A 19,224-nucleotide genomic window follows, 5' to 3' on the forward strand; every position below is an offset into this window, starting at 1 on the left:
ATTACTCCTGGGCGGCCAGCTCGACGGGGCGATTGTGGCGATCCACCGGGCGAACCGGCTGGTTATCGCTGAGCATCTGCACCCCGGCCAGGACGATCCAGTCGTCGGCGTCGAGCCCTTCGAGGACTGGCACCAGCTGTTCGCCGAAGGGCCCGGTCCGAACCTCGACCCGCTCGACGGTGGAATCGGCTCTGAGCCGCCAGACATGCGCCCGGCCCTTTTCCGCACTCAGCGCTGACAGCGGCACCGCCAGCGACACTTCGCCATCGCGGCGAATGCTCACCAGCGCGCTCTGTCCCAGCTCGGCTGGCACCTCCTGTTCGCTGAAGGCAACGCGCGCGGAATAGGTCCGCGACTGCGCATCGGCGGCTGGCGAGAGTTCGCGGATCTTGCCGAGATAGTGGCGCCCCGGTTGCGACCAGAGTTCGACCTCGACTTCCTGGCCAACCCGGTAGCGCTCCAGCGATTGCTCCGGCAGATCGATGGCCACTTCCCGCTCGCCATCCGCTGCCAGTACGAACGCGGTCTGCCCCGCAGCGACCACCTGCCCCACCTCGACTCGGCGCTGCGCGATCAAGCCATCGCTGGTGGCGCGCAGTACCGCGTAATCGACCTGATTGCTCGCCACATCGAATTCGGCGCGCGCCTGCTGCAAGCGGGCAGCCGCGGCGCGATAGGAGTTGTCGGCGTTATCGAACTGCGACTGGCTGACAAGCTGGCGACCGAGCAGCGCCTTGTAGCGGTCATGTTCGGCCTTGGCCACGCGCAGATTGGCTTCCGCGGCCGCCACCTGCGCGCGCATGCCGTCCAGCTGCAGCCGCACATCCTGCGGATCGAGACGAGCCAAGGGCTGGTCCTTGCGTACACGGTCGCCCGCTTCGACCAGCCGCTCGACGACCTTGCCGCCGATGCGAAAGGCCAGCTCAGGCTCGTAGCGCGCGTGCACTTCGCCGGGATAGCTCTCGCGTGCTTCGCTGGCCGGCTGCGGCTGCACCACCATGACCGGACGAGGCAGCTGCTGCGGCGGCTCGCCGTTGCCGCAGGCGACCAGAACAAGTGCACAACCGAACATAGAGGCAAGGGACAAGGCATGTCGGAACACGATGAAGTCTCTCTGTCGCGAAGCGGATTGGAATACTTATACTGAGCGGTATAGTAAAAATAGCGTACCAGCCAGTCCACTATTAAAACGCCCATGACAGAAATCCATTCCGTATCGCCCGGCCCAGGCCGCCCGAAGGACCCCGCCAAGCGCGAGGCGATCCTCGCTGCCGCGCAGGTGCTGTTCCTCGGCAACGGCTACGAAGGCAGCAGCATGGAGGCCATCGCCGCCGAAGCCGGCGTTTCCAAGCTCACGCTGTACAGCCACTTCAAGGACAAGGAGGCGCTCTTCAGCGCGGCCGTGAAGACCACCTGCGAAACGCGCCTGCCGAGGCGGCTGTTTCAGGTGGAGGCGGATTGCGACATCGAGAAGGTGCTGCTGGCCATCGGCGGCGCCTTCAATGAACTGGTCAATAGCCCCGAGTCCATCGGTCTGCATCGGGTGATGGTGGCGATGGCGACGCAGAATCCGGGGCTGGTGAAGATGTTCTTCGATGCCGGCCCGCAACAGCTGCTGTGCGATCTGCAACAGCTGTTCAGCAGGGCCGGCGCGCTGGGCCTGCTGGAGATCGACGACCCACTGCGCGCCGCCGAGCATTTCTGCTCGCTGATCAAGGGTGCCCAGCATTTCCGCCTACTGGTCGGCTATGCCGAGGCGCCAACCGATGAGGAAGGCAACCTGCACGTCCGGGACGCGGTGAGTGTGTTTCTGCGCGCCTATCGTTGCTGACCTGAGCAAGCGAGAGGTTCGCGGACTGCGGAATCAGCCCTGCAGCTTCTTCTTCGGATAGATGTCGTAGCGGCTGGATTTTCCTTCCAGGCTGTAGCCGGGCTTGGCGCCTTCGATGACCGGCGCCTTGCGCGGACGCTTGACCACCACACGATGGCTGGCCAGATCCAGTGCCGCGGCCAGCAGCGCCGGCGCGTCCATATCGTCGCCGACGAACGGCCGAAACAGGCGCATCTCCTTCTTCACCAGCGCACTCTTGTCGCGATGGGGAAACATCGGGTCGAGGTAGATGACCTGCGGCGCCTCGCCCTGCCACTGCGTCATCAGCTCGATGGCATTGCCCTTGAGCAGGGTCATCCGCGCGGCGATCGCCCCCACCTCGGCGTCCCCAGACGCGCGACCCAGACCATCCTCCAGCAGCGCGGCAATCAGCGGCTGGCGTTCGATCAGGCTCACTTCACAGCCCAGCGTCGCCAGCACAAAGGCATCGCGCCCGAGCCCCGCTGTAGCATCCAGCACCCGTGGCCGGATACCGGGCTGGATGCCCACGGCCTTGGCGATCATCTGCCCACTGCCACCACCGAACTGACGCCGGTGCGCTGCGGCCCCCTCGACGAAATCCACCCGTACCGGCCCCGGTGCCTGCGCATCAAGCAACTGCAGCTGCAAGCCGTACGCGCCAATCTGCAAAGCGAATTCGGCCGCGTCCTGAATTTCCGGCAAGCCGAGACGCTGCGCCCATTGATGGGCGGCAGCGGCGAACTGAGGAGTCAGCGGTTCGACTCGAACCACAGGGTTGCGTGCGGACATGGGGCATCCAGCGGTGATGGAAAGCCGCGCATTGTGCCAGAGCATCCCAGGCTGCGCGCGAGCGTTCAGCGGCACATACCGAAGCCACCCATGTCGACGTGAAAGTGGTCGTGGTGGGCCGCGTTGTACTCCGGCCCGAGCGTCACGTTGAACGCATCGCAGGCCGCATCGCGAACCAGCCGCAGGAAACGCGCCTTGTCGCCCTCGCCCTGCCAGTCCCGAGCCACGGTGATGCGGGTGCCATCCTCAAGGTGAAAGCCCGCCATATCCAGCGCATTGGCGCTGGCGTGCTGGCTGCGGCGGTTGCTGCGGGCGATGTTGCGACAGGCAAAGCTGCCGAAGTGATCAATGCGCACCACCGGCTGCTCGAATACTGCCTGGGCCGCCGGCTGAAGTCCGTGCAACTCGAACATCGCATAAGCCGCCGCCAGCGGACAGGTGGCGAGAAAAGGCCCGTTGAACCGCACGTCCGAGCCCTGCACCCGAACGCTGTTCTCGACCGGACAGCCGGGCTCCGGCGTGCTGTCCGGCACGGCTGAATAACGCAGCGGCGCCGTGGCGAGCGCCTGTTCGCAGAGCGTTCGGTCCTGCTGCAGGCGCCGTAGCTTGAGTGGCGTCAACAGGTTCGGCGGCTCACGGATGTCCAGCGGCGCCCAGGGGTTCCAGCGCGGCGGGATGTCGATCAGGTCCTGCCGCACCGCCAGGGCGAAGCCGGCAAGCAGCAACAACAGGAAAAGAAAGAAACGGCCAAAGGTCATTCCTTATGGGCAACAGCCAACCCGCGAAGTTGAAAGGGATGTTTTACAAAACTGGTCGAAACCGCTCGCTCAGTCGGTCAGCAAGGACATCTGCGGCGCAGGGCGCAATGCAGACAGGGCCGGCAGGCCGGGCAAGCGTTCGCTCAGCAAGCCGTGAAAACGCATCGCCAGCTCGGGCGCACGATGATTGTCGGGGGTATGCAAATAGACGTGCGGCGTCTTGCCGGCCTCGATCCAACCAGCCACCTTGTCCAGCCAGGGCGCCATGAATTCGTCGTTCGCCTCCAGCTCGGGGTGACCGACGAAGCGCACCTGCGGCGAATCGCTGAATGCCACCGGGCGTACCGGCAGACGCGGCTTCTTGCTCTGCGCATGCAACACGGCGGGGTCGCGAGAGTGGCAGCTGAACAGCGCGCGGGTATCTAGGCAGATGCGCTCAATGCCGCGATCACGCAGCAATCGGTTCAACGCGCGCTCGCCATCCCCTCGGTCGAAGAATCCGGGATGCCGCACCTCGATCGCCAGCGCTGCGTCGAAGCCATCGATGAACGCCGCAAGCTCGCTCAATCTGGATGGCCCAACGCTGGCGGGCAGTTGCAGCCAGAACGGAGTTACCCTTCGCCCCAATGGCAGCAACAGCCGCTGGAAGGCATGCGCCTGCTCCAGCGCCGCACGCAGATCGCCGGCCTGGCTGACATCGCGGGGAAATTTGGCACAGAAGCGGAAGCCCTCGGGCATCTCGCCGGCCCAGCGCTGGACCTTCTGCTCCGATGGCCAGGCGTACAGCGTGGTATTGCCCTCGACTGTATTGAAGGTGGAACAGTAGCCGGCAAGGAAATCGGAAGCCGGCGTAGCCGTCGGGTACAACGAGCCGAGCCAGGCACTCTCGTTCCAAGAGGGACAACCAATGTAATAGGGAAGCTCTGGCAGATCGAACCGCCTCAGGCGTAGAGGTCGAGCCCGAGCACCTCTGCGCCGTCGAACTCGACGCTCATGCTGGCGGTGCTGGCGTAGCTAGCCAGCGCCTGGGCCACGCGACTGGTCAGTGGGCGCTCGGGCTGCGGTTCGTCATAGCGGAATGCGGAGTAGCGTTCGACCAGCGCGCTGGAATTGACCCGCTGCTGCGGACGATCGGCCTGGGGCTGGTAATCCTGACCGGAGCGGCTGTCGACCCCGCGCTGCGCCTGCGCGACCCGCTGCGTTTCCCCATAGCTATCCGCCGCCCTGCCGGTACGGGCAGAACGATCCGTTGAATAGGGAACGGGAAAGGAGCTTTCGACGCGCATCATTGGACTCGATCAGAGGCCCGGCGACTCTAACGGGCAGCCAGGAGTTTGGCAACGTTCCTCGTCATTTGATCCCTTTGGGCGTCGCAACATTGTCCCGCAGGTAGACCGGCTGGGCCTGATCGGCCTCCAGCGCCTCGCCTCGGTGCCAGGCGAAACTAGCCAGACTCAGCAGATCTTCGGCATGCGGCAGCATCCCGGCGTCGTGCGCACGTACGGCCGCGGTTATCCGCTCGGCGTAACCCCAGCCGGTACCGGCGCCAAACCAGTCCTCACCTGCATCGCGCGGCAGCACCGCCTGCTCGGGCGGCAGCACGGCCTCACTGCCGACCAGCTGCATCTCCCCGGCCTGCTCGCGATAACAGCCCCAGTAGACCTCGTCCATGCGCGCATCGATGGCCGCCGCGACCTGCGCGGCGCCGTGCTCACGCCAGGCCCGTTGGGCAATGGTCGCGAGGGTCGAAACCGGCAGCACCGGCCGCTGCAACGCGAACGCCAGGCCCTGCACCACACCGATGGCAATCCGCACGCCGGTAAAGGCACCTGGCCCCCGCCCGAAAGCAATGGCATCTACCGCGGACAGCGCAACCCCGGCCTCGCCGAGCAGCGTCTGCACCATCGGCAGCAGCCGCTGGGCATGCAAGCGCGGAATCACCTCGTAGTGACTCAGCACCTTGCCGTCGTGCAACAGCGCGACTGAGCAGGCTTCGGTGGCAGTATCCAGGGCCAGCAGAGTGGTCATCGGGTCGGTCCGGTCGGTAAAAAGGCGCCGATTCTAACGTATTCGCGGAGCGGGTTCTTTCGCGCCGGTCCTGATCTCTGGGCAAAAAAATGCCCGTATCTTTCGATACGGGCATTTCTATCGCTCGTGCCAGGCAGCTTCGATCAGCTCAGTGCAGCGAACACCTTGGCCGTAATCTCGTCCACCGAACCGACACCTTCGATGCAGCTGTACTTCGGCGTGCCTTCCGCGGCTGCCAGGCTCTGGTAGAAGTCCACCAGCGGCTTGGTCTGCGCATGGTAGACGGACAGGCGATGACGCACGGTCTCTTCCTTGTCGTCTTCGCGCTGGATCAGCTCATCGCCGGTTTCGTCGTCCTTGCCAGCAACCTTCGGTGGGTTGTGCTCGGTGTGATAGACGCGGCCGGAAGCCGGATGCACACGGCGACCCGCGATGCGGCCGACGATCTCCTCGTCGTCCACGGCGATCTCGATGACGTTGTCGATGCGCACGCCTGCTTCCTTCAAAGCTTCGGCCTGCGGAATGGTGCGCGGGAAGCCGTCGAAGAGGAAGCCATTGGCGCAATCCGGCTGCGCGATGCGCTCCTTGACCAGGTTGATGATCAGGTCATCGGAAACCAGGCCACCGGCATCCATCACGCTCTTGGCCTTGAGGCCCAGCTCGGTGCCCGCCTTGACTGCGGCACGCAGCATGTCGCCCGTGGAGATCTGCGGAATACCGAATTTTTTGGTAATGAAGCCAGCCTGGGTACCTTTTCCGGCACCGGGCGCTCCCAGCAGAATCACACGCATGATGAGTCCTCGAGTTTCTTAGAAGGGGGCGATCCTGCCAGCGGGCCGGAGTGGCTCTTCGCTGACGAATCAAAAATTCTGGTTTGCCGCCATGCGACAAAAGGTTGAACACGATACACAGCGCACCGAGGCGGCACAAGCCGTCCCGAAAGCGTCTATCGACCCGTATAAATGTCACGATTCGACGCGAGTTGCGCTCAACGACTACGCATCGCGCAGCCGTTCAGCGCCGGGAACCGCCACTTCAGCCCGTGTTGCGCAAGCCCGCCGCGATACCCGCCACACTGACCAGCAGCGCCTGCTCGAGCGGGCTGTCTGCCGGGTTCTGCTGCTGCCTTGAGCGAGCCAGCAGTTCTATCTGCAGCAGGTGCAACGGATCAAGATAGGTGTTGCGCAGACTGAACGCCTCCTGGGTCTTCGGGCTGTGATCGAGCAGATCGGCCTGGCCGGTCACACTCAGCACAGCGCCGACCACCTGCGACAATCGGTCACGCAAATCGCCACCAAGGGAAAGCAGTTCCGGCTGCACCAGGCGTTCATCGTAACGCCTTGCGATATCGGCATCGGCCTTGGCCAGCACCATTTCCAGCATGTCGATGCGCGTCGTGAAGAACGGCCATCGCGCACGCATTTCGGCCAGCCGCTCGCCCTCCCCGCGCGTCAGTGCGCTCTGCAGCGCCTGCTCCCACCCAAGCCAGGCGGGCAGCATCAGCCGCGTTTGCGTCCAGGCGAAAATCCAGGGAATCGCCCGCAGGCTTTCCACTCCTCCCTCGCGACGTTTGGAGGGGCGACTGCCCAACGGCAAACGGCCCAGTTCCAGCTCGGGTGTCGCCTGGCGGAAGTAATCGACGAACTGCGGATGCTCGCGTACCACGCCACGATAGGCCGCCACCCCTTCGGCGGACAGGCGATCCATGGTCTCACGCCAGTCGGCCTCGGGCATCGGCGGCGGCAACAGAGTCGCCTCGAGCACCGCGGCGAGGTACAGATTGAGGTTCTGCTCGGCGATGTCCGGCAGGCCGAATTTGAAGCGAATCATTTCGCCCTGTTCGGTGGTACGGAAGCGCCCGACTACCGAGCCCGGCGGCTGCGACAGGATCGCCGCATGCGCCGGGCCACCGCCACGCCCCACGGTGCCGCCGCGGCCATGGAACAGCAACAGTTCGACGTCGTGCTCCCGGCATACGTCCACCAGCCGTTCCTGAGCGCGGTATTGGGCCCAGGCGGCGGCAGTGGTGCCAGCATCCTTGGCCGAGTCGGAGTAGCCGATCATCACCTCCTGCGGGCCATGCAGACGCTGGCGATACCCGGGCAGCGCGAGCAGACGGTCGATGATCGGCGCGGCGTTATTCAGGTCGTCCAGGGTTTCGAACAGCGGCACCACACGCATCGGTCGCTGCAGGCCGGCTTCCTTGAGCAGCAACTGCACGGCGAGTACATCGGAGGCCGCATGGGCCATGGAAATGACATAGGAGCCAAGTGACGCCGCTGGCGCCTCGGCGATCACCGCGCAGGTGGCGAGCACCTCGGCGGTATCGGCCGACGGATGATAATGCGCCGGCAGCAGCGGGCGGCGATTGCCCAGTTCAAGCTGCAGCCAGTCCAGTCGCCGCTGCTCGTCCCACGCCTGATAGTCGCCCAGCCCGAGGTAATCGGTGATTTCCGCCAGCGCTGCGGCATGCCGTGCCGCGTCCTGGCGAATGTCCAGCCGTACCAGGAACAACCCGAACACGGCCAGTCGCCGCAGGCAGTCAAGCAGCGCGCCATCGGCGATCATGCCCATCCCGCGGGCATGCAACGAGCGGTAGCAGAGTTCCAGCGGCCGACGCAGCTCGGCGCAGTCCTGCAGCACTTCCGCCGGAGCCGGCTGGCCATGCTCGATGGCCGCTCGCGCCCACTCCCGGGTCGCCCGCAGGCGTTGACGCAGGGGCTTGAGCAGGACCCGGTATGGCTCGGCCGAATCACCGGTCAGGCGCAGCAGTTCCTCACTGGCTTCGCTCATCGACAATGCGGTGATCAACCCTTCGATCTCCCGCAGGTACAGATCGGCAGCCACCCAGCGCGCGGTAAGCAACACTTCGCGGGATACCATCGCGGTCACGTTCGGGTTGCCATCGCGGTCGCCGCCCATCCAGGAGGCGAAGCGGATCGGCGCGGCTTCCAGTGGCAGGTGCAGCCCGGTCGTCCGCCTGAGCGTCGCATCGGTCTGACGCAATACATTGGGTACGGCCTTCCACAGCGAGTTCTCGATGGCGGCGAAGCCCCACCGCGCCTCTTCCACTGGCGTCGGTCGGTTGCGACGGATTTCCTCGGTGTGCCAGACCTCGGCGATCAGGCGCTGCAGCTGCAGCTCGATCTTCGCCTGCTCGGCGTCGGAGAGGTCGGTGTGGTCCCGTGCGGCCAGCTGTTCGGCGATGGCGTCGTACTTCTGGATCAGCGTGCGCCGTGAAACTTCGGTGGGGTGCGCTGTCAGCACCAGTTCGATTTCCAGGCGACTGACCTGCCGTGCAATGAACTCGTCGCCGTGTCCGGCGGCCTTGAGGCGTTCGATCAGATCGGCGAACACGCTGGTTTCGAACGGTACCGGCTCGCCTGCCGTACGGCGACGAACCTGATGGTACTGCTCGGCGATATTGGCCAGGTTGAGGAACTGGTTGAACGCCCGTGTCATCGGCAGCAGTTCATTCTCGTCAAGGCTGTCGAGCGTCTCGGACAGCAGTTGAGCACCCTCGGCCGAGCCTTTGCGTGCCGCCTTGGCACCCTTGCGGATGCGTTCGATCTTGTCGAAGAACTGGTCGCCATGCTGGGCGCGAATGGTGTTGCCGAGCAGTTCGCCAAGCAGGTGTACGTTGTCGCGCAGGCGCGCGTCGATGATTTTCGCCATGACCTTCTTGCTCCTCCTGGGCTGCCGCCTTCACATGAGCGACTCGCCGCTGCTTATCAGACGCGCCGCGGAGAAAACGATCCTGAACGGCTACGCTGAAATTACCTCCAACCAGAGTGCCCACAGCATCCGGTCATGACAAGGCGTCAACGCCGACGACCCTGTTGCGGACAGCACGATTGCACATGTCATCACCGCTCGTAAGCGCGGGCAAAGGAGTAATCATGAGAATTTCCGAGCTGGTCAGCCATTGGGAACGCGACGCCAAGGGTCACATGAGCCAGACAACCTACAGCATTCCGCTGGACGTCGAGAGCGCGGCTCGGCTCGCGGCGCTCGCCGAGATGTACCCCAAGCGCAGCACCGAAGCGCTGCTCGGCGAGCTGGTTGGTGCGGCCCTCGAAGCCGTCGAAACCAGCCTTCCGTATGAGCGCGGCACCCAGGTCATCGCCACTGACGAACAGGGTGACCCGGTCTACGAGGACGTCGGCCCTACCCCGCGCTTTCTCGAGCTCTCGCGCAAACACCTCAAGCGCATGCTCGACGAGGAAGCGTCTTCCACCCCGCCGGCCTGACCCGAAAGCGCACCCTGCACGCTCGGCGCCCGCTCAGGGCGCCATCACACAGGTCACCTTTGTTGCATACGCCCGCCCTGCCCGCACAGGCCAGTCCCCACCCCGTTAATACCGCGCTGGTAGCGGATTCCCCGATGACAACCGCTCTAGCACGCCAACTTTCACTGAACGATTAGCGCCATTTGGCCTCACAAAGATATGTCCCGACATCGGTAGTGCCCTATTCAGCACACTGCCCGGCCAGGGACGGTAGCTATTCGTTGAGCAATTCGAACTGGAGACTGACCATGAACAAAGCTGTCGCAACCCACGCTTCGAGATTTCAGCTACCCAAGCTGGCGGCCATTGCACTTGGTGGCCTGCTGCTGACCGCATGCGCCGGCAACCCACCGACCGAGCAGTTCGCCGTGACTGAATCGGCCGTGCGCAGCGCCGTAAGCGCTGGTGGTACCGAGTATGCCGCAGTGGAAATGCGCGCCGCGCAGGAAAAGTGGAAAGAGGCCGAACTGGCCATGCAGAAAGAAAACTACGAACAAGCCCGCAAGCTGGCCGAACAGGCCGAATGGGATGCCCGCGTAGCCCAACGCAAGGCTGAAGCGGCGAAGGCTCAGAAGGCCGTAGAAGATGCGCAGCAGGGGATTCAGGAATTGCGCGAAGAAGGCATGCGCAACGTTCGCTGATTCCTCGCCACGCCCGCCATTCCGTTTATAGCCAATAGGATGAACTCGTCATGCACAAGCTTGTAACCCTACCTACCATGCTGGCCCTGAGCATCGGCCTAGTGGCCTGCGCCAACCAGCCCAATCAGAACCTTGAAGAGGCGCGCAGCAGCTTCTCCGCTCTGCAGAGCGACGCCCGCTCAAGCAAGGTCGCAGCCCTGGAAACCCAGGACGCCAGCAACATGCTGGACAAGGCCAACAAGGCATATCTGAACGATGCCGACGAAGAAACGGTGGATCAGCTGGCCTACCTGACCAAGCGCCGCATCGAACTGGCCGAGCAGACTATTGCCCTGCGCGCGGCCGAAGAGGATCTCGGCAAGGCCTCCGCGCAGCGCGCCGAAGCCCGCCTCGAAGCCCGGGACGCGCAGATCCGCAAGCTGCAGGAGGACATGCAGGCCAAGCAGACCGAGCGCGGCACCCTGGTGACCTTCGGTGACGTTCTGTTCGACCTGGACAAGGCCGAACTTAAACCGGCCGGTATGCGCGGCATCCAGAAGCTCGCTGAGTTCCTGAACGAGAATCCGGAGCGCAAGGTGGTAGTCGAGGGTTATACCGACAGCACCGGCTCCGACTCTTACAACCAGCAGCTTTCCGAGCGCCGCGCCCAATCCGTGCGCCGCGCATTGACCCACGCGGGCGTCGATCCACAGCGCATCCAGGCGGTGGGCTATGGCGAGCAATACCCGGTTGCGAGCAACGACTCGCCGTCCAGCCGCGCGATGAATCGCCGCGTCGAGGTGACTATCTCCAACGACAGCCAGCGCGTCGCGCCACGTTCGTCGATGGAGTGACCACGGACCGTGGGCATGGCGAGCTGATGCCCTGCCCCTTTAGCAGCCCGTCGCCCTGACGGGCTGTTTTATTTGCTCTCCTGCGGCGCATCCTGACCCATGCAGCGCACGGCGCGCTTCTTCCTGTCGACCAGCACGCCTGTCAGGCCCTTCTGTTCGGTATCGAACAGCACCAGCACACCATCGATGCACTGAGCCACCTGCGACGCCGGCTTCAGCGATACCCGGTAATCCTCGCCGGGAACGGTCTTGAGCATGGTGTAGTCAGCCAGCAGCAACGCATCCTCTGGCTTGGCGATATGCACGTAGCCGTAATAGGACAGCACCGCGACCGTGCCAAGCACGCTGCCGATGGCGGTCAGGATCAGGGGAATGGGATTGCGTTCGGACATGGACGGTCTCATCGAGGCAAAGAGGCGCATTGTGACAAATTCGAAGGTCGCCTGCGGCTCATTTACCGCTGGCGCGGGTTTCACCGCGGGCCTGTGAGGTCGCCTCGTAGACCCGCTCGGCCAGGCGCGAGAAGGGCAGGCTCTGGATCCAGACGCTGCCGGTGCCCTTGAGGGTGGTGAGCAGCAGCCCTTCGCCACCGAACAGCATGCTCCGGAGGCCGCCGGCAAGCTGGATGTCGTAGTCGATGCCCTGCGTGAAGGCCACCAGGCAGCCGGTATCCAGCCGCAGGGTTTCGTTGTTCAGCTCCTTGCGAATCACGGTGCCGCCGGCATGCACGAAGGCCAGTCCATCGCCTTCCAGGCGCTGCAGGATGAATCCCTCGCCACCGAAGAAGCCTGCGCCGATGCGCTTGCTGAAGCTTATGCCGATGCACGTGCCATAAGCCGCGCAGAGAAAGGCATCCTTCTGACAAAACAGCTTGCCGCCCACAGCAGCAAGATCAATCGCTACCACTGTGCCCGGATAAGGCGCGGCGAAGGCCACGCGTGCCTTGGCCTTGCTTTCATTGGTGAAGTGAGTGAGGAACAGTGACTCGCCGGTGAACATGCGCTTGCCCGCGCCCCACAGCTTGCCGAGCACGCCGCTCGCCGAACCGTCGCCCATGCGCGCTTCGAAACGCACGCCGTCGGTCATGTAGTTCATTGCTCCGGCTTCGGCGATCACCGTCTCGTCTGGATCGAGGATGATCTCCACGCTTTGCGCGGACTGACCGAGGATTTCGTATTCGAGTTCGTGGCTGGACACGGCGAGCTCCTGAAGCGATCGGGTTGCGGCGCTGCAAGGATCCGGCAGCGTCCCGCCGTTGCCTATCTGCGCCCGAGAATACGCAGGATACGCAGGAACAGGTTGATGATGTCCATATAGAGCGCGGCTGCGCTGTCAATGGCGTTGTCCAGCGTCTTGGGGATCTGATTCGCCCGCCCCCAGTCCACGCCGACATAGCCGCAGAAGATCATCACGACGATCCAGTCGATCACGCCGTGATGAATGCCGAGGATGAACACCTCGACCAACTCGACGACGATCACCAGCAACAACGCCACTGTCAGCGCACCGGCGATGCTGGCGAAGAACTTCGGAAACAGCATGCCGAGCAGCATCATGCCCAGGGTAACAAGCGCGGTGATGCGTATCGCCTCATGCACCAGAGAGGCGTCGTAGCGGCCCACCACCAGGTTGACGATAAGCCCGAACGGCACCACCACCAGGTTGTAACCGAAAAAACTCACCCAGGGCTGGTTCGAACGATGAAACAGCCAGGCGCCGGTGAGGCAGCAGGCGAAGTAGCCGCCAAAGAACAGCCAGGGATGGATGCTGCGAATGGACTCGACCGGGATGTTGCCGACCATCCACCAGTTGACCCAGAAGCCCCAGCAAAGCGTGAGGCCGATGACGAGGTTGTAGGCGCCAGCCGAGAGGGTGCGATCCAGCGGACTGGACTGGCGGGCAAAGACCGGGTTTTCCATATCGTTACGCTTCCTTGCGTGGGTGGTGTCGGATATTCGGGATCAAAGGATGTTCGCGTAGTCGGCTTCGATGCGATCCAGGCTCAGGTGATTGAGGAAGTTGGAGAAGCACATCCAGGCCGACAGCGCATTGAGGTCCTGAAATTGCTGCGGCAGATACTTGGGCGGGACGACCATGCCCTCGTCTACCAACTGGCGCAGCGTGCGCATGTCCTCAAGCGTGGTCTTGCCGCAGAACAGCAGCGGGATCTGCTCCAGCCGGCCTTTGCGCACGGCTAGCTGGATGTAGTTGTAGATCATGATGAAGCCCTTCAGGTAGGACAGGTCCTTGGTGAAGGGCAAACCATCGGGGGTCGAGCCGCGGAACACCCGGCTGGCATTGCTGTAGCAATCGTCGTCGCCATAGCCCTGCTCGCGGAAGAAGGCGAACACGTCGAGGAAATCCGCGCCCTCCTCGGCCATGTGGATGGCGCGGGTGCGGTTGGTCAGCTTGCGCAGGCGCGTCGGGTAGGAGGCGAAGGCGATGACTTCCATCAGGATGGCCAGGCCCTCCTGGGTCACCGTCGAGGACGGTGGCCCCTTGGCGAGGAAGGTGCAGATCGGCTGGTTCTGCCCGTTGAGCGTGGTGCCGACATGCACCAGTCCTTCGTGCACTTCCAGCGCGCGCACATCACGCTCGTTGAACAGCGCATCGCTGCGGATCTTGATGTAGTCGGCGCCCGCTGCCGCATCGGCGAGGATGCCGTCGGACTCGAAAACACGGATCACGCCCTCGCCTTCGCCGAACACCACATCCAGCCGCTTCTGCAGCAGCTCGACGGCCTGCGGCGCGGTGAGATTCTTCGGCTCGTCACGCAGATCGCCACGGTCGGCGATGTTGTTCAGGTAGTCGGAGAGCATAAGGCCGAGGTCGGCCAGGGTTGGATCGCCAGCATGGAAGGCGTCGGATGCCGCGCCGTAGAGCTCCTGGGAGATCATGCCGAAGTCCGGTGTGCCACGCGCCTCGAGCATGCGGATAACCATGCGGTATTCCTTACACATGCGCCGCATGATCTGCCCGACCGGGTTGAACTGACCGAGCTGACGGGTGATGTCGCGCTCGATGTCCTGGAATTCCTGCTTCTTGGCGCTGGAATCGAAGGCCAGTGGCCGGCCCTCGTAGTAGCCGCGATCGATCTTCGGCAGCTCGCGGCCCTTGGCGGCGAAAAAACCCTGGCGGGTATTCTCGTCCCACTTCACCGCGTCCAGTACGCGCACTGGCGTCTGCGCCTCGACGATGCGGTCGGACAGCCCGCGCACGATGGTCTGATACTCATCCAGGTTGTTACGGCTGTTCATCAGTCCCTCTTCACGGATGACCCGTACCCTTGAGGTTATACCCGCAGCCGCCGAGGCCGGCACACTGCGGTGTCAGTCGACGCTCAGTGGATCAGAGTTCCGGACGCATGTGCGGGAAGAGGATCACGTCGCGGATCGAAGGCGAGTTGGTCAGCAGCATCACCAGGCGATCGATGCCGATACCCTCGCCCGCGGTCGGCGGCATGCCGTATTCCAGCGCACGCACGAAGTCGGCGTCGAAGTGCATGGCTTCGTCATCGCCGGCATCCTTGTCGGCTACCTGCGCGTGGAAACGTTCGGCCTGATCCTCGGCATCGTTGAGCTCGGAATAGGCGTTGGCGATCTCGCGGCCACCAATGAACAGTTCGAAGCGGTCGGTGACGTTGGGGTTGCGATCATTGCGTCGGGCCAGCGGCGAGACCTCGAACGGGTACTCGGTGATGAAGGTCGGCTGTTCCAGCTTGTGCTCGACCAGCTCCTCGAAAATCATCACCTGCAGCTTACCCAGCCCTTCGTGGCCGAGCAGCTTGGCGCCGGCCTTCTTGGCGATGGCGCGAGCCTTCTCGACGTCGTTCAGGTCATCCGCGGAGATTTCCGGGTTGAACTTGAGGATCGAGTCGAACACCGACAGCCGCGCGAAGGGCTCGCCGAAGTGGAACACCTTGTCGCCGTAGGGCACGTCGGTGCTGCCAAGCACGGCCTGGGCCAGCTCGCGGAACAGCTCCTCGGTGAGATCCATATTGTCTTCGTAGTCGGCGTAAGCCTGGTAGAACTCGAGCATGGTGAACTCGGGGTTATGCCGGGTCGAGACGCCTTCGTTGCGGAAGTTGCGGTTGATCTCGAACACGCGCTCGAAGCCACCGACCACCAGACGCTTGAGGTAGAGCTCCGGCGCGATGCGCAGGAACATCGGCATGTCCAGCGCGTTGTGATGGGTCTCGAACGGTTTGGCCGCAGCGCCGCCGGGAATGGTCTGCAGCATCGGCGTTTCGACTTCGAGGAAGTCACGCTCGGCGAGGAACTTGCGGATATGCGAGATGACCTGGGAGCGCACGCGGAACGTTTCGCGCACCTCCTCGTTGACCATCAGGTCGACGTAGCGCTGGCGGTAGCGCTGCTCGGTGTCGGTCAGGCCGTGGAACTTGTCCGGCAGCGGGCGCAGCGACTTGGTCAGCAGGCGCACGCTGTTCATGTAGACGTACAGGTCGCCCTTGCCGGAGCGCGCCAGTGTGCCCTCGGCGGCAATGATGTCGCCCAGGTCGAAGTGCTTGACCGCGTCGACCTGCTCGGCCGGCAGCGTCTTGCGATCGACATAGACCTGGATGCGCCCGCTCATATCCTGCAGCACCATGAATGGCCCGCGGTTGAGCATGATGCGCCCGGCGACCTTGACCGGAATGGCGGCCGCCTCCAGCTCCTCCTTGGTCTTCTCGGCGTACTGTTTCTGCAGGTCGCCTGCATAGCGGTCGCGACGGAAGTCATTGGGGAAGGCATTGCCCTGCTCGCGCACGGCAGCAAGCTTTTCCTTGCGCTGGGCAATCAGCTTGTTTTCTTCCTCTTGGATGGCGTGCTGGTTCAGCGGTTGTTCGCTCATTGCGGGTCGTCCCGGTCAAATCGTTTCAATGGAGGTGCTTGCGGCTTGAGGCTTGCAGCTGCTCTCAGAGCCCCTGTTTCAGGCTGGCTTCGAGGTATCCGTCGAGGTCGCCGTCGAGCACCTTCTGGCAATCGCTGCGCTCCACACCGGTACGCAGATCCTTGATGCGCGAGTCGTCGAGCACGTAGGAACGGATCTGGTGCCCCCAGCCAATGTCCGACTTGCTGTCTTCCAGCGCCTGAGAGGCGGCGTTGCGCTTCTGCATTTCCAGTTCGTACAACTTGGCCCGCAGCATCTTCATGGCGGTGTCCTTGTTGGCGTGCTGGGAACGTTCGTTCTGGCAGGCCACCACGGTATTGGTCGGGACGTGGGTGATACGCACGGCCGAATCGGTGGTGTTTACGTGCTGACCACCGGCGCCGGAGGAACGGTAGGTATCGATGCGCAGGTCGGCCGGGTTGATCTCGATCTCGACCCTGTCGTCGATCTCGGGTGAGGCGAACACTGCCGAGAACGAGGTGTGGCGGCGCGCGCCGGAGTCGAACGGGCTCTTGCGAACCAGGCGGTGCACACCGATCTCGGTGCGCAACCAGCCAAAAGCATATTCACCCTTGATGTGCACCGTGGCACCCTTGATGCCGGCGACTTCGCCCTCGGACAGCTCGACGATCTCGGCAGTGAAACCGCGCTTGTCGGCCCAGCGCAGGTACATGCGCAGCAGGATGTTCGCCCAGTCCTGCGCCTCGGTGCCGCCGGAACCGGCCTGGATGTCCAGGTAGCAGTTATTCGGGTCCATCTCATGGCTGAACATGCGGCGGAATTCGAGCTTTTCGAGGATTCCGCGCAGACGGTCCAGCTCGGCGGCCACATCATCAACGGCGCCTTGATCATCTTCTTCGACCGCCATGTCGAGCAGGTCGCGAGAGTCGGCAAGTCCGCCATCGAGGTCATCGATGGTTTCGACAATCTGCGCCAGGGTGGCGCGTTCACGGCCCAGGCTCTGGGCGTATTCGGGCTTGTTCCAGACGTTGGGGTCTTCGAGTTCGCGGTTTACTTCGACGAGACGATCATGCTTCTGATCGTAGTCAAAGATACCCCCGAATTGACAGGGTGCGCTCGGACAGGTCCTTGATGCTGTTGAGGATCGGGTTGATTTCCATAGGTAGGCAGCTCTCAATCGGACGGTGCAAAAGCCGGCGATTATAACTCAGCCAACCCGCGCTGACAGCCCGCCGGACGTGCCGGCGGACGGTCAGGAAACGGATTTGCCCTCATGACGGTCGATCAGGCACTCACACCGCGTACCTGGCTTTCCAGCTCGGCTTTGAGTTGCGGATCGAGCTGCAGACAGCGGGCAAGTTCATCCAGATAGGCACGCTCCATGAAATGCTCCTCGTCGACCATCAGCACGCTGGCCAGATACATCTCCGCAGCCATCTCGGGGGTACTGGCGGCACTGGCCACGTCAGCCGGGTCCAGCGGCTTGTTCAGTTCGGCCTCGAGCCAGTGCTGCAGATCAGCATCGGCCAGCTTGCCCAGCTCCGCCTCGATCAGCTGACGCTCTCGGGCATCGACATGGCCGTCGGCCTTGGCCGCTGCCACCAGTGCCTTGAGAATGCCCTGGCTGTGCACCTCGACCTCTGCCGGCGGCAGGCGATCGATGGTCTGTGGCGTCTGCTGTTGCGCCCCGCCCTGCTGCGCCTGCCAGTTGCTGTAGGCCTTGTAGGCCAGCACGCCGAGCGCCGCCAGACCGCCGTAGGTCACCGCCTTGCCGCCCATCTTGCGCACCTTGCGGTTGCCCAGCAGCAACCCCATGGCACCGGCCGCCAGCGCGCCGCCACCGGCACCCGACAGGGCATTGCCGAGCGAACCGCCGCCAACGCCGGAAAGCAGGTCGCTCAAACCGCCTTTGCCAGGTTTGCCACCTGCACTGGATTGCTGCTTCTGCAGCAGGTCCTGACCGGACCTGAGCAGTTGATCGAGAAGGCCACTGGTTTTCATCGAAGTCCCCAAACGGATTGAATCAGGATTTGAACAGCAGTGCTCAGTCAAACGACTCGGGCACCTGACGAATCGGCGTGTCGCGATGGGCAGCACGCACGTACTGCGCCGGCCAGGCCACGGAACTGTCACGCAGGTCCTCGGCAGCATGCAGCGGCCAGTACGGATCACGCAGCAGTTCGCGGGCGAGCAGAATCAGGTCGGCCTGGCCGGTGCGCAGGATGTGCTCGGCCTGCACCGCCTCGGTGATCATGCCGACCGTGCCGGTGGCGATACCCGCCTCCTTGCGCACGCGCTCGGCGAACTGGGTCTGGTAGCCGGGCCCGACCGGGATATCGGCGTTGGCAGCAGTGCCACCGGACGACACATCGATCAGGTCGACGCCAATCTCCCTGAGCCGCCGCGCGAGTTCGACGGTTTCGTCGGCATTCCAGCCATCATCGACCCAGTCTGTTGCCGAGAGGCGGACGAACAGCGGCAATTCCTCGGGCCAGACCTGGCGAACAGCTGCCGTAACCTCCAGCAGCAGGCGGATACGGTTGTCGAACGAGCCGCCGTAGCGATCCTGCCGCTGGTTGGATAGCGGCGAAAGGAACTGATGCAGCAGGTAGCCGTGGGCCGCATGTACCTCGGAAACCTTGAAGCCGGCCGCCAATGAGCGCTCGGCCGCCTCGACGAAGGCCTGCACGACGCCCGCGATGCCGGCGTCGTCCAGCGCCGTCGGCACGGCATGTTCAGGCGAGAAAGCAATGGTCGAAGGACCGACCGGGGTCCAGCCGCCAGCGGCGATCGGCACGCTGCCGTGCTTGCCGAGCCAGGGCCGCCAGGTGCTCGCCTTGCGCCCGGCATGGGCCAGCTGCACGCCGGCGAATGCGCCCTGCGCCTCGATGAAGCGGGTGATCCGCCGCAATGGCTCGACATGCTCGTCGGACCAGATACCCAGGTCGTCCGGCGAAATACGCCCCTCAGGGCTGATCGCCGTCGCTTCGATGATCACCAGCCCGGCGCCACCGACGGCCCGACTGCCCAGATGCACCAGATGCCAGTCGTTGGCCATCCCGGCCTTCGCCGAGTACTGGCACATGGGCGATACGGCAATCCGGTTGGGCAGTTTGAGCTGGCGCAGGGTAAGCGGCTGAAAAAGCTGGGACATGTCGGCCTCTACTGTCGGTGATGCGGATT

Annotated in this window: 20 protein-coding genes; 4 read left to right on the top strand and 16 right to left on the bottom strand. The window is 63.8% G+C overall.

Translation table 11 applies throughout. The annotated features are described in order from the left end of the window. Position 1: 1 nt before the first annotated feature. The gene (locus BM275_RS11935; protein WP_041754518.1) at positions 2-1,102 is read right to left on the bottom strand and encodes an efflux RND transporter periplasmic adaptor subunit; all 1,101 of its coding nucleotides are present in this window, start codon (positions 1,100-1,102) and stop codon (positions 2-4) included. 93 nt (positions 1,103-1,195) lie between these two features. On the opposite strand from BM275_RS11935, the gene BM275_RS11940 reads away from it, so the two are divergent. Next, entirely contained in the window at positions 1,196-1,831 is a 636-nt protein-coding gene (locus BM275_RS11940) for a TetR/AcrR family transcriptional regulator (protein ID WP_014820977.1), read from the top strand. A 33-nt stretch (positions 1,832-1,864) separates the two neighbouring features. On the opposite strand, the gene BM275_RS11945 is transcribed toward BM275_RS11940, so the two are convergent. The 7 genes from BM275_RS11945 to ppc all read right to left on the bottom strand — a co-directional run bounded on the left by BM275_RS11945 (position 1,865) and on the right by ppc (position 9,102). After that, entirely contained in the window at positions 1,865-2,641 is a 777-nt protein-coding gene (locus BM275_RS11945; RefSeq protein WP_014820978.1) for a class I SAM-dependent methyltransferase, read from the bottom strand. A gap of 65 nt (positions 2,642-2,706) precedes the next feature. Then, positions 2,707-3,399: an extensin-like domain-containing protein gene (locus tag BM275_RS11950; protein ID WP_014820979.1), complete on the bottom strand. Its 693-nt coding sequence runs from the start codon at positions 3,397-3,399 to the stop codon at positions 2,707-2,709. A 69-nt stretch (positions 3,400-3,468) separates the two neighbouring features. Then, the gene (locus BM275_RS11955; RefSeq protein ID WP_090521305.1) at positions 3,469-4,266 is read right to left on the bottom strand and encodes a DUF72 domain-containing protein; all 798 of its coding nucleotides are present in this window, start codon (positions 4,264-4,266) and stop codon (positions 3,469-3,471) included. A gap of 74 nt (positions 4,267-4,340) precedes the next feature. Next, positions 4,341-4,685, bottom strand: coding sequence for a hypothetical protein (locus BM275_RS11960; protein ID WP_014820981.1), 345 nt, complete (start codon positions 4,683-4,685; stop codon positions 4,341-4,343). A 64-nt stretch (positions 4,686-4,749) separates the two neighbouring features. Continuing rightward, complete coding sequence (tsaB, locus tag BM275_RS11965) at positions 4,750-5,427, bottom strand: tRNA (adenosine(37)-N6)-threonylcarbamoyltransferase complex dimerization subunit type 1 TsaB (protein ID WP_046618737.1); 678 nt, start codon at positions 5,425-5,427, stop codon at positions 4,750-4,752. A gap of 143 nt (positions 5,428-5,570) precedes the next feature. Beyond that, entirely contained in the window at positions 5,571-6,218 is a 648-nt protein-coding gene (adk, locus tag BM275_RS11970) for an adenylate kinase (RefSeq protein ID WP_041014541.1), read from the bottom strand. A gap of 244 nt (positions 6,219-6,462) precedes the next feature. Continuing rightward, complete coding sequence (gene ppc / locus BM275_RS11975; RefSeq protein WP_090521306.1) at positions 6,463-9,102, bottom strand: phosphoenolpyruvate carboxylase; 2,640 nt, start codon at positions 9,100-9,102, stop codon at positions 6,463-6,465. Positions 9,103-9,326: 224 nt separating this feature from the next. Here ppc and BM275_RS11980 point away from each other — a divergent pair, with 224 nt between their 5' ends. From BM275_RS11980 to lptF, 3 genes are all read left to right on the top strand, one after another. Continuing rightward, the gene (locus BM275_RS11980) at positions 9,327-9,677 is read left to right on the top strand and encodes a hypothetical protein (RefSeq protein ID WP_014820985.1); all 351 of its coding nucleotides are present in this window, start codon (positions 9,327-9,329) and stop codon (positions 9,675-9,677) included. Positions 9,678-9,964: 287 nt separating this feature from the next. Next, positions 9,965-10,357: a DUF4398 domain-containing protein gene (locus BM275_RS11985; RefSeq protein WP_014820986.1), complete on the top strand. Its 393-nt coding sequence runs from the start codon at positions 9,965-9,967 to the stop codon at positions 10,355-10,357. 50 nt (positions 10,358-10,407) lie between these two features. Continuing rightward, positions 10,408-11,190 carry a lipotoxin F family OmpA-related lipoprotein LptF gene (gene lptF, locus BM275_RS11990; RefSeq protein WP_014820987.1) on the top strand — a complete coding sequence of 261 codons (783 nt, stop codon included), beginning with the start codon at positions 10,408-10,410 and terminating at the stop codon, positions 11,188-11,190. Positions 11,191-11,258: 68 nt separating this feature from the next. Here lptF and BM275_RS11995 read toward each other — a convergent pair whose 3' ends face one another. The 8 genes from BM275_RS11995 to BM275_RS12030 all read right to left on the bottom strand — a co-directional run bounded on the left by BM275_RS11995 (position 11,259) and on the right by BM275_RS12030 (position 19,195). Then, positions 11,259-11,582 (bottom strand): PA3694 family proteiin, encoded by a 324-nt coding sequence (locus tag BM275_RS11995; RefSeq protein ID WP_014820988.1) that lies wholly within the window; start codon positions 11,580-11,582, stop codon positions 11,259-11,261. Positions 11,583-11,640: 58 nt separating this feature from the next. After that, positions 11,641-12,387, bottom strand: coding sequence for a TIGR00266 family protein (locus BM275_RS12000; protein ID WP_014820989.1), 747 nt, complete (start codon positions 12,385-12,387; stop codon positions 11,641-11,643). Positions 12,388-12,449: 62 nt separating this feature from the next. Then, the gene (locus tag BM275_RS12005; RefSeq protein ID WP_014820990.1) at positions 12,450-13,109 is read right to left on the bottom strand and encodes a Bax inhibitor-1 family protein; all 660 of its coding nucleotides are present in this window, start codon (positions 13,107-13,109) and stop codon (positions 12,450-12,452) included. A gap of 42 nt (positions 13,110-13,151) precedes the next feature. After that, on the bottom strand, positions 13,152-14,447 hold the full coding sequence (locus BM275_RS12010) for a flavohemoglobin expression-modulating QEGLA motif protein (RefSeq protein WP_003283839.1): 1,296 nt from the start codon (positions 14,445-14,447) through the stop codon (positions 13,152-13,154). 91 nt (positions 14,448-14,538) lie between these two features. Continuing rightward, complete coding sequence (lysS, locus tag BM275_RS12015; RefSeq protein ID WP_044315257.1) at positions 14,539-16,041, bottom strand: lysine--tRNA ligase; 1,503 nt, start codon at positions 16,039-16,041, stop codon at positions 14,539-14,541. Between the two features lie 64 nt (positions 16,042-16,105). Beyond that, positions 16,106-17,201, bottom strand: a protein-coding gene (gene prfB, locus BM275_RS12020; RefSeq protein WP_102832577.1) for a peptide chain release factor 2 whose coding sequence is annotated in 2 segments (ribosomal slippage) — positions 16,106-17,128 and positions 17,130-17,201 — 1,095 coding nt in all. Because the reading frame shifts where the segments join, the coding sequence is not laid out codon by codon here. A gap of 124 nt (positions 17,202-17,325) precedes the next feature. After that, positions 17,326-18,042: a tellurite resistance TerB family protein gene (locus BM275_RS12025; protein WP_044315258.1), complete on the bottom strand. Its 717-nt coding sequence runs from the start codon at positions 18,040-18,042 to the stop codon at positions 17,326-17,328. A 43-nt stretch (positions 18,043-18,085) separates the two neighbouring features. Then, on the bottom strand, positions 18,086-19,195 hold the full coding sequence (locus BM275_RS12030) for an NADH:flavin oxidoreductase/NADH oxidase (protein ID WP_044315259.1): 1,110 nt from the start codon (positions 19,193-19,195) through the stop codon (positions 18,086-18,088). Between the last annotated feature and the right edge of the window lie 29 nt (positions 19,196-19,224).

This window comes from Stutzerimonas kunmingensis (assembly GCF_900114065.1).
Classification (GTDB): Bacteria; Pseudomonadota; Gammaproteobacteria; order Pseudomonadales; family Pseudomonadaceae; genus Stutzerimonas; species Stutzerimonas kunmingensis.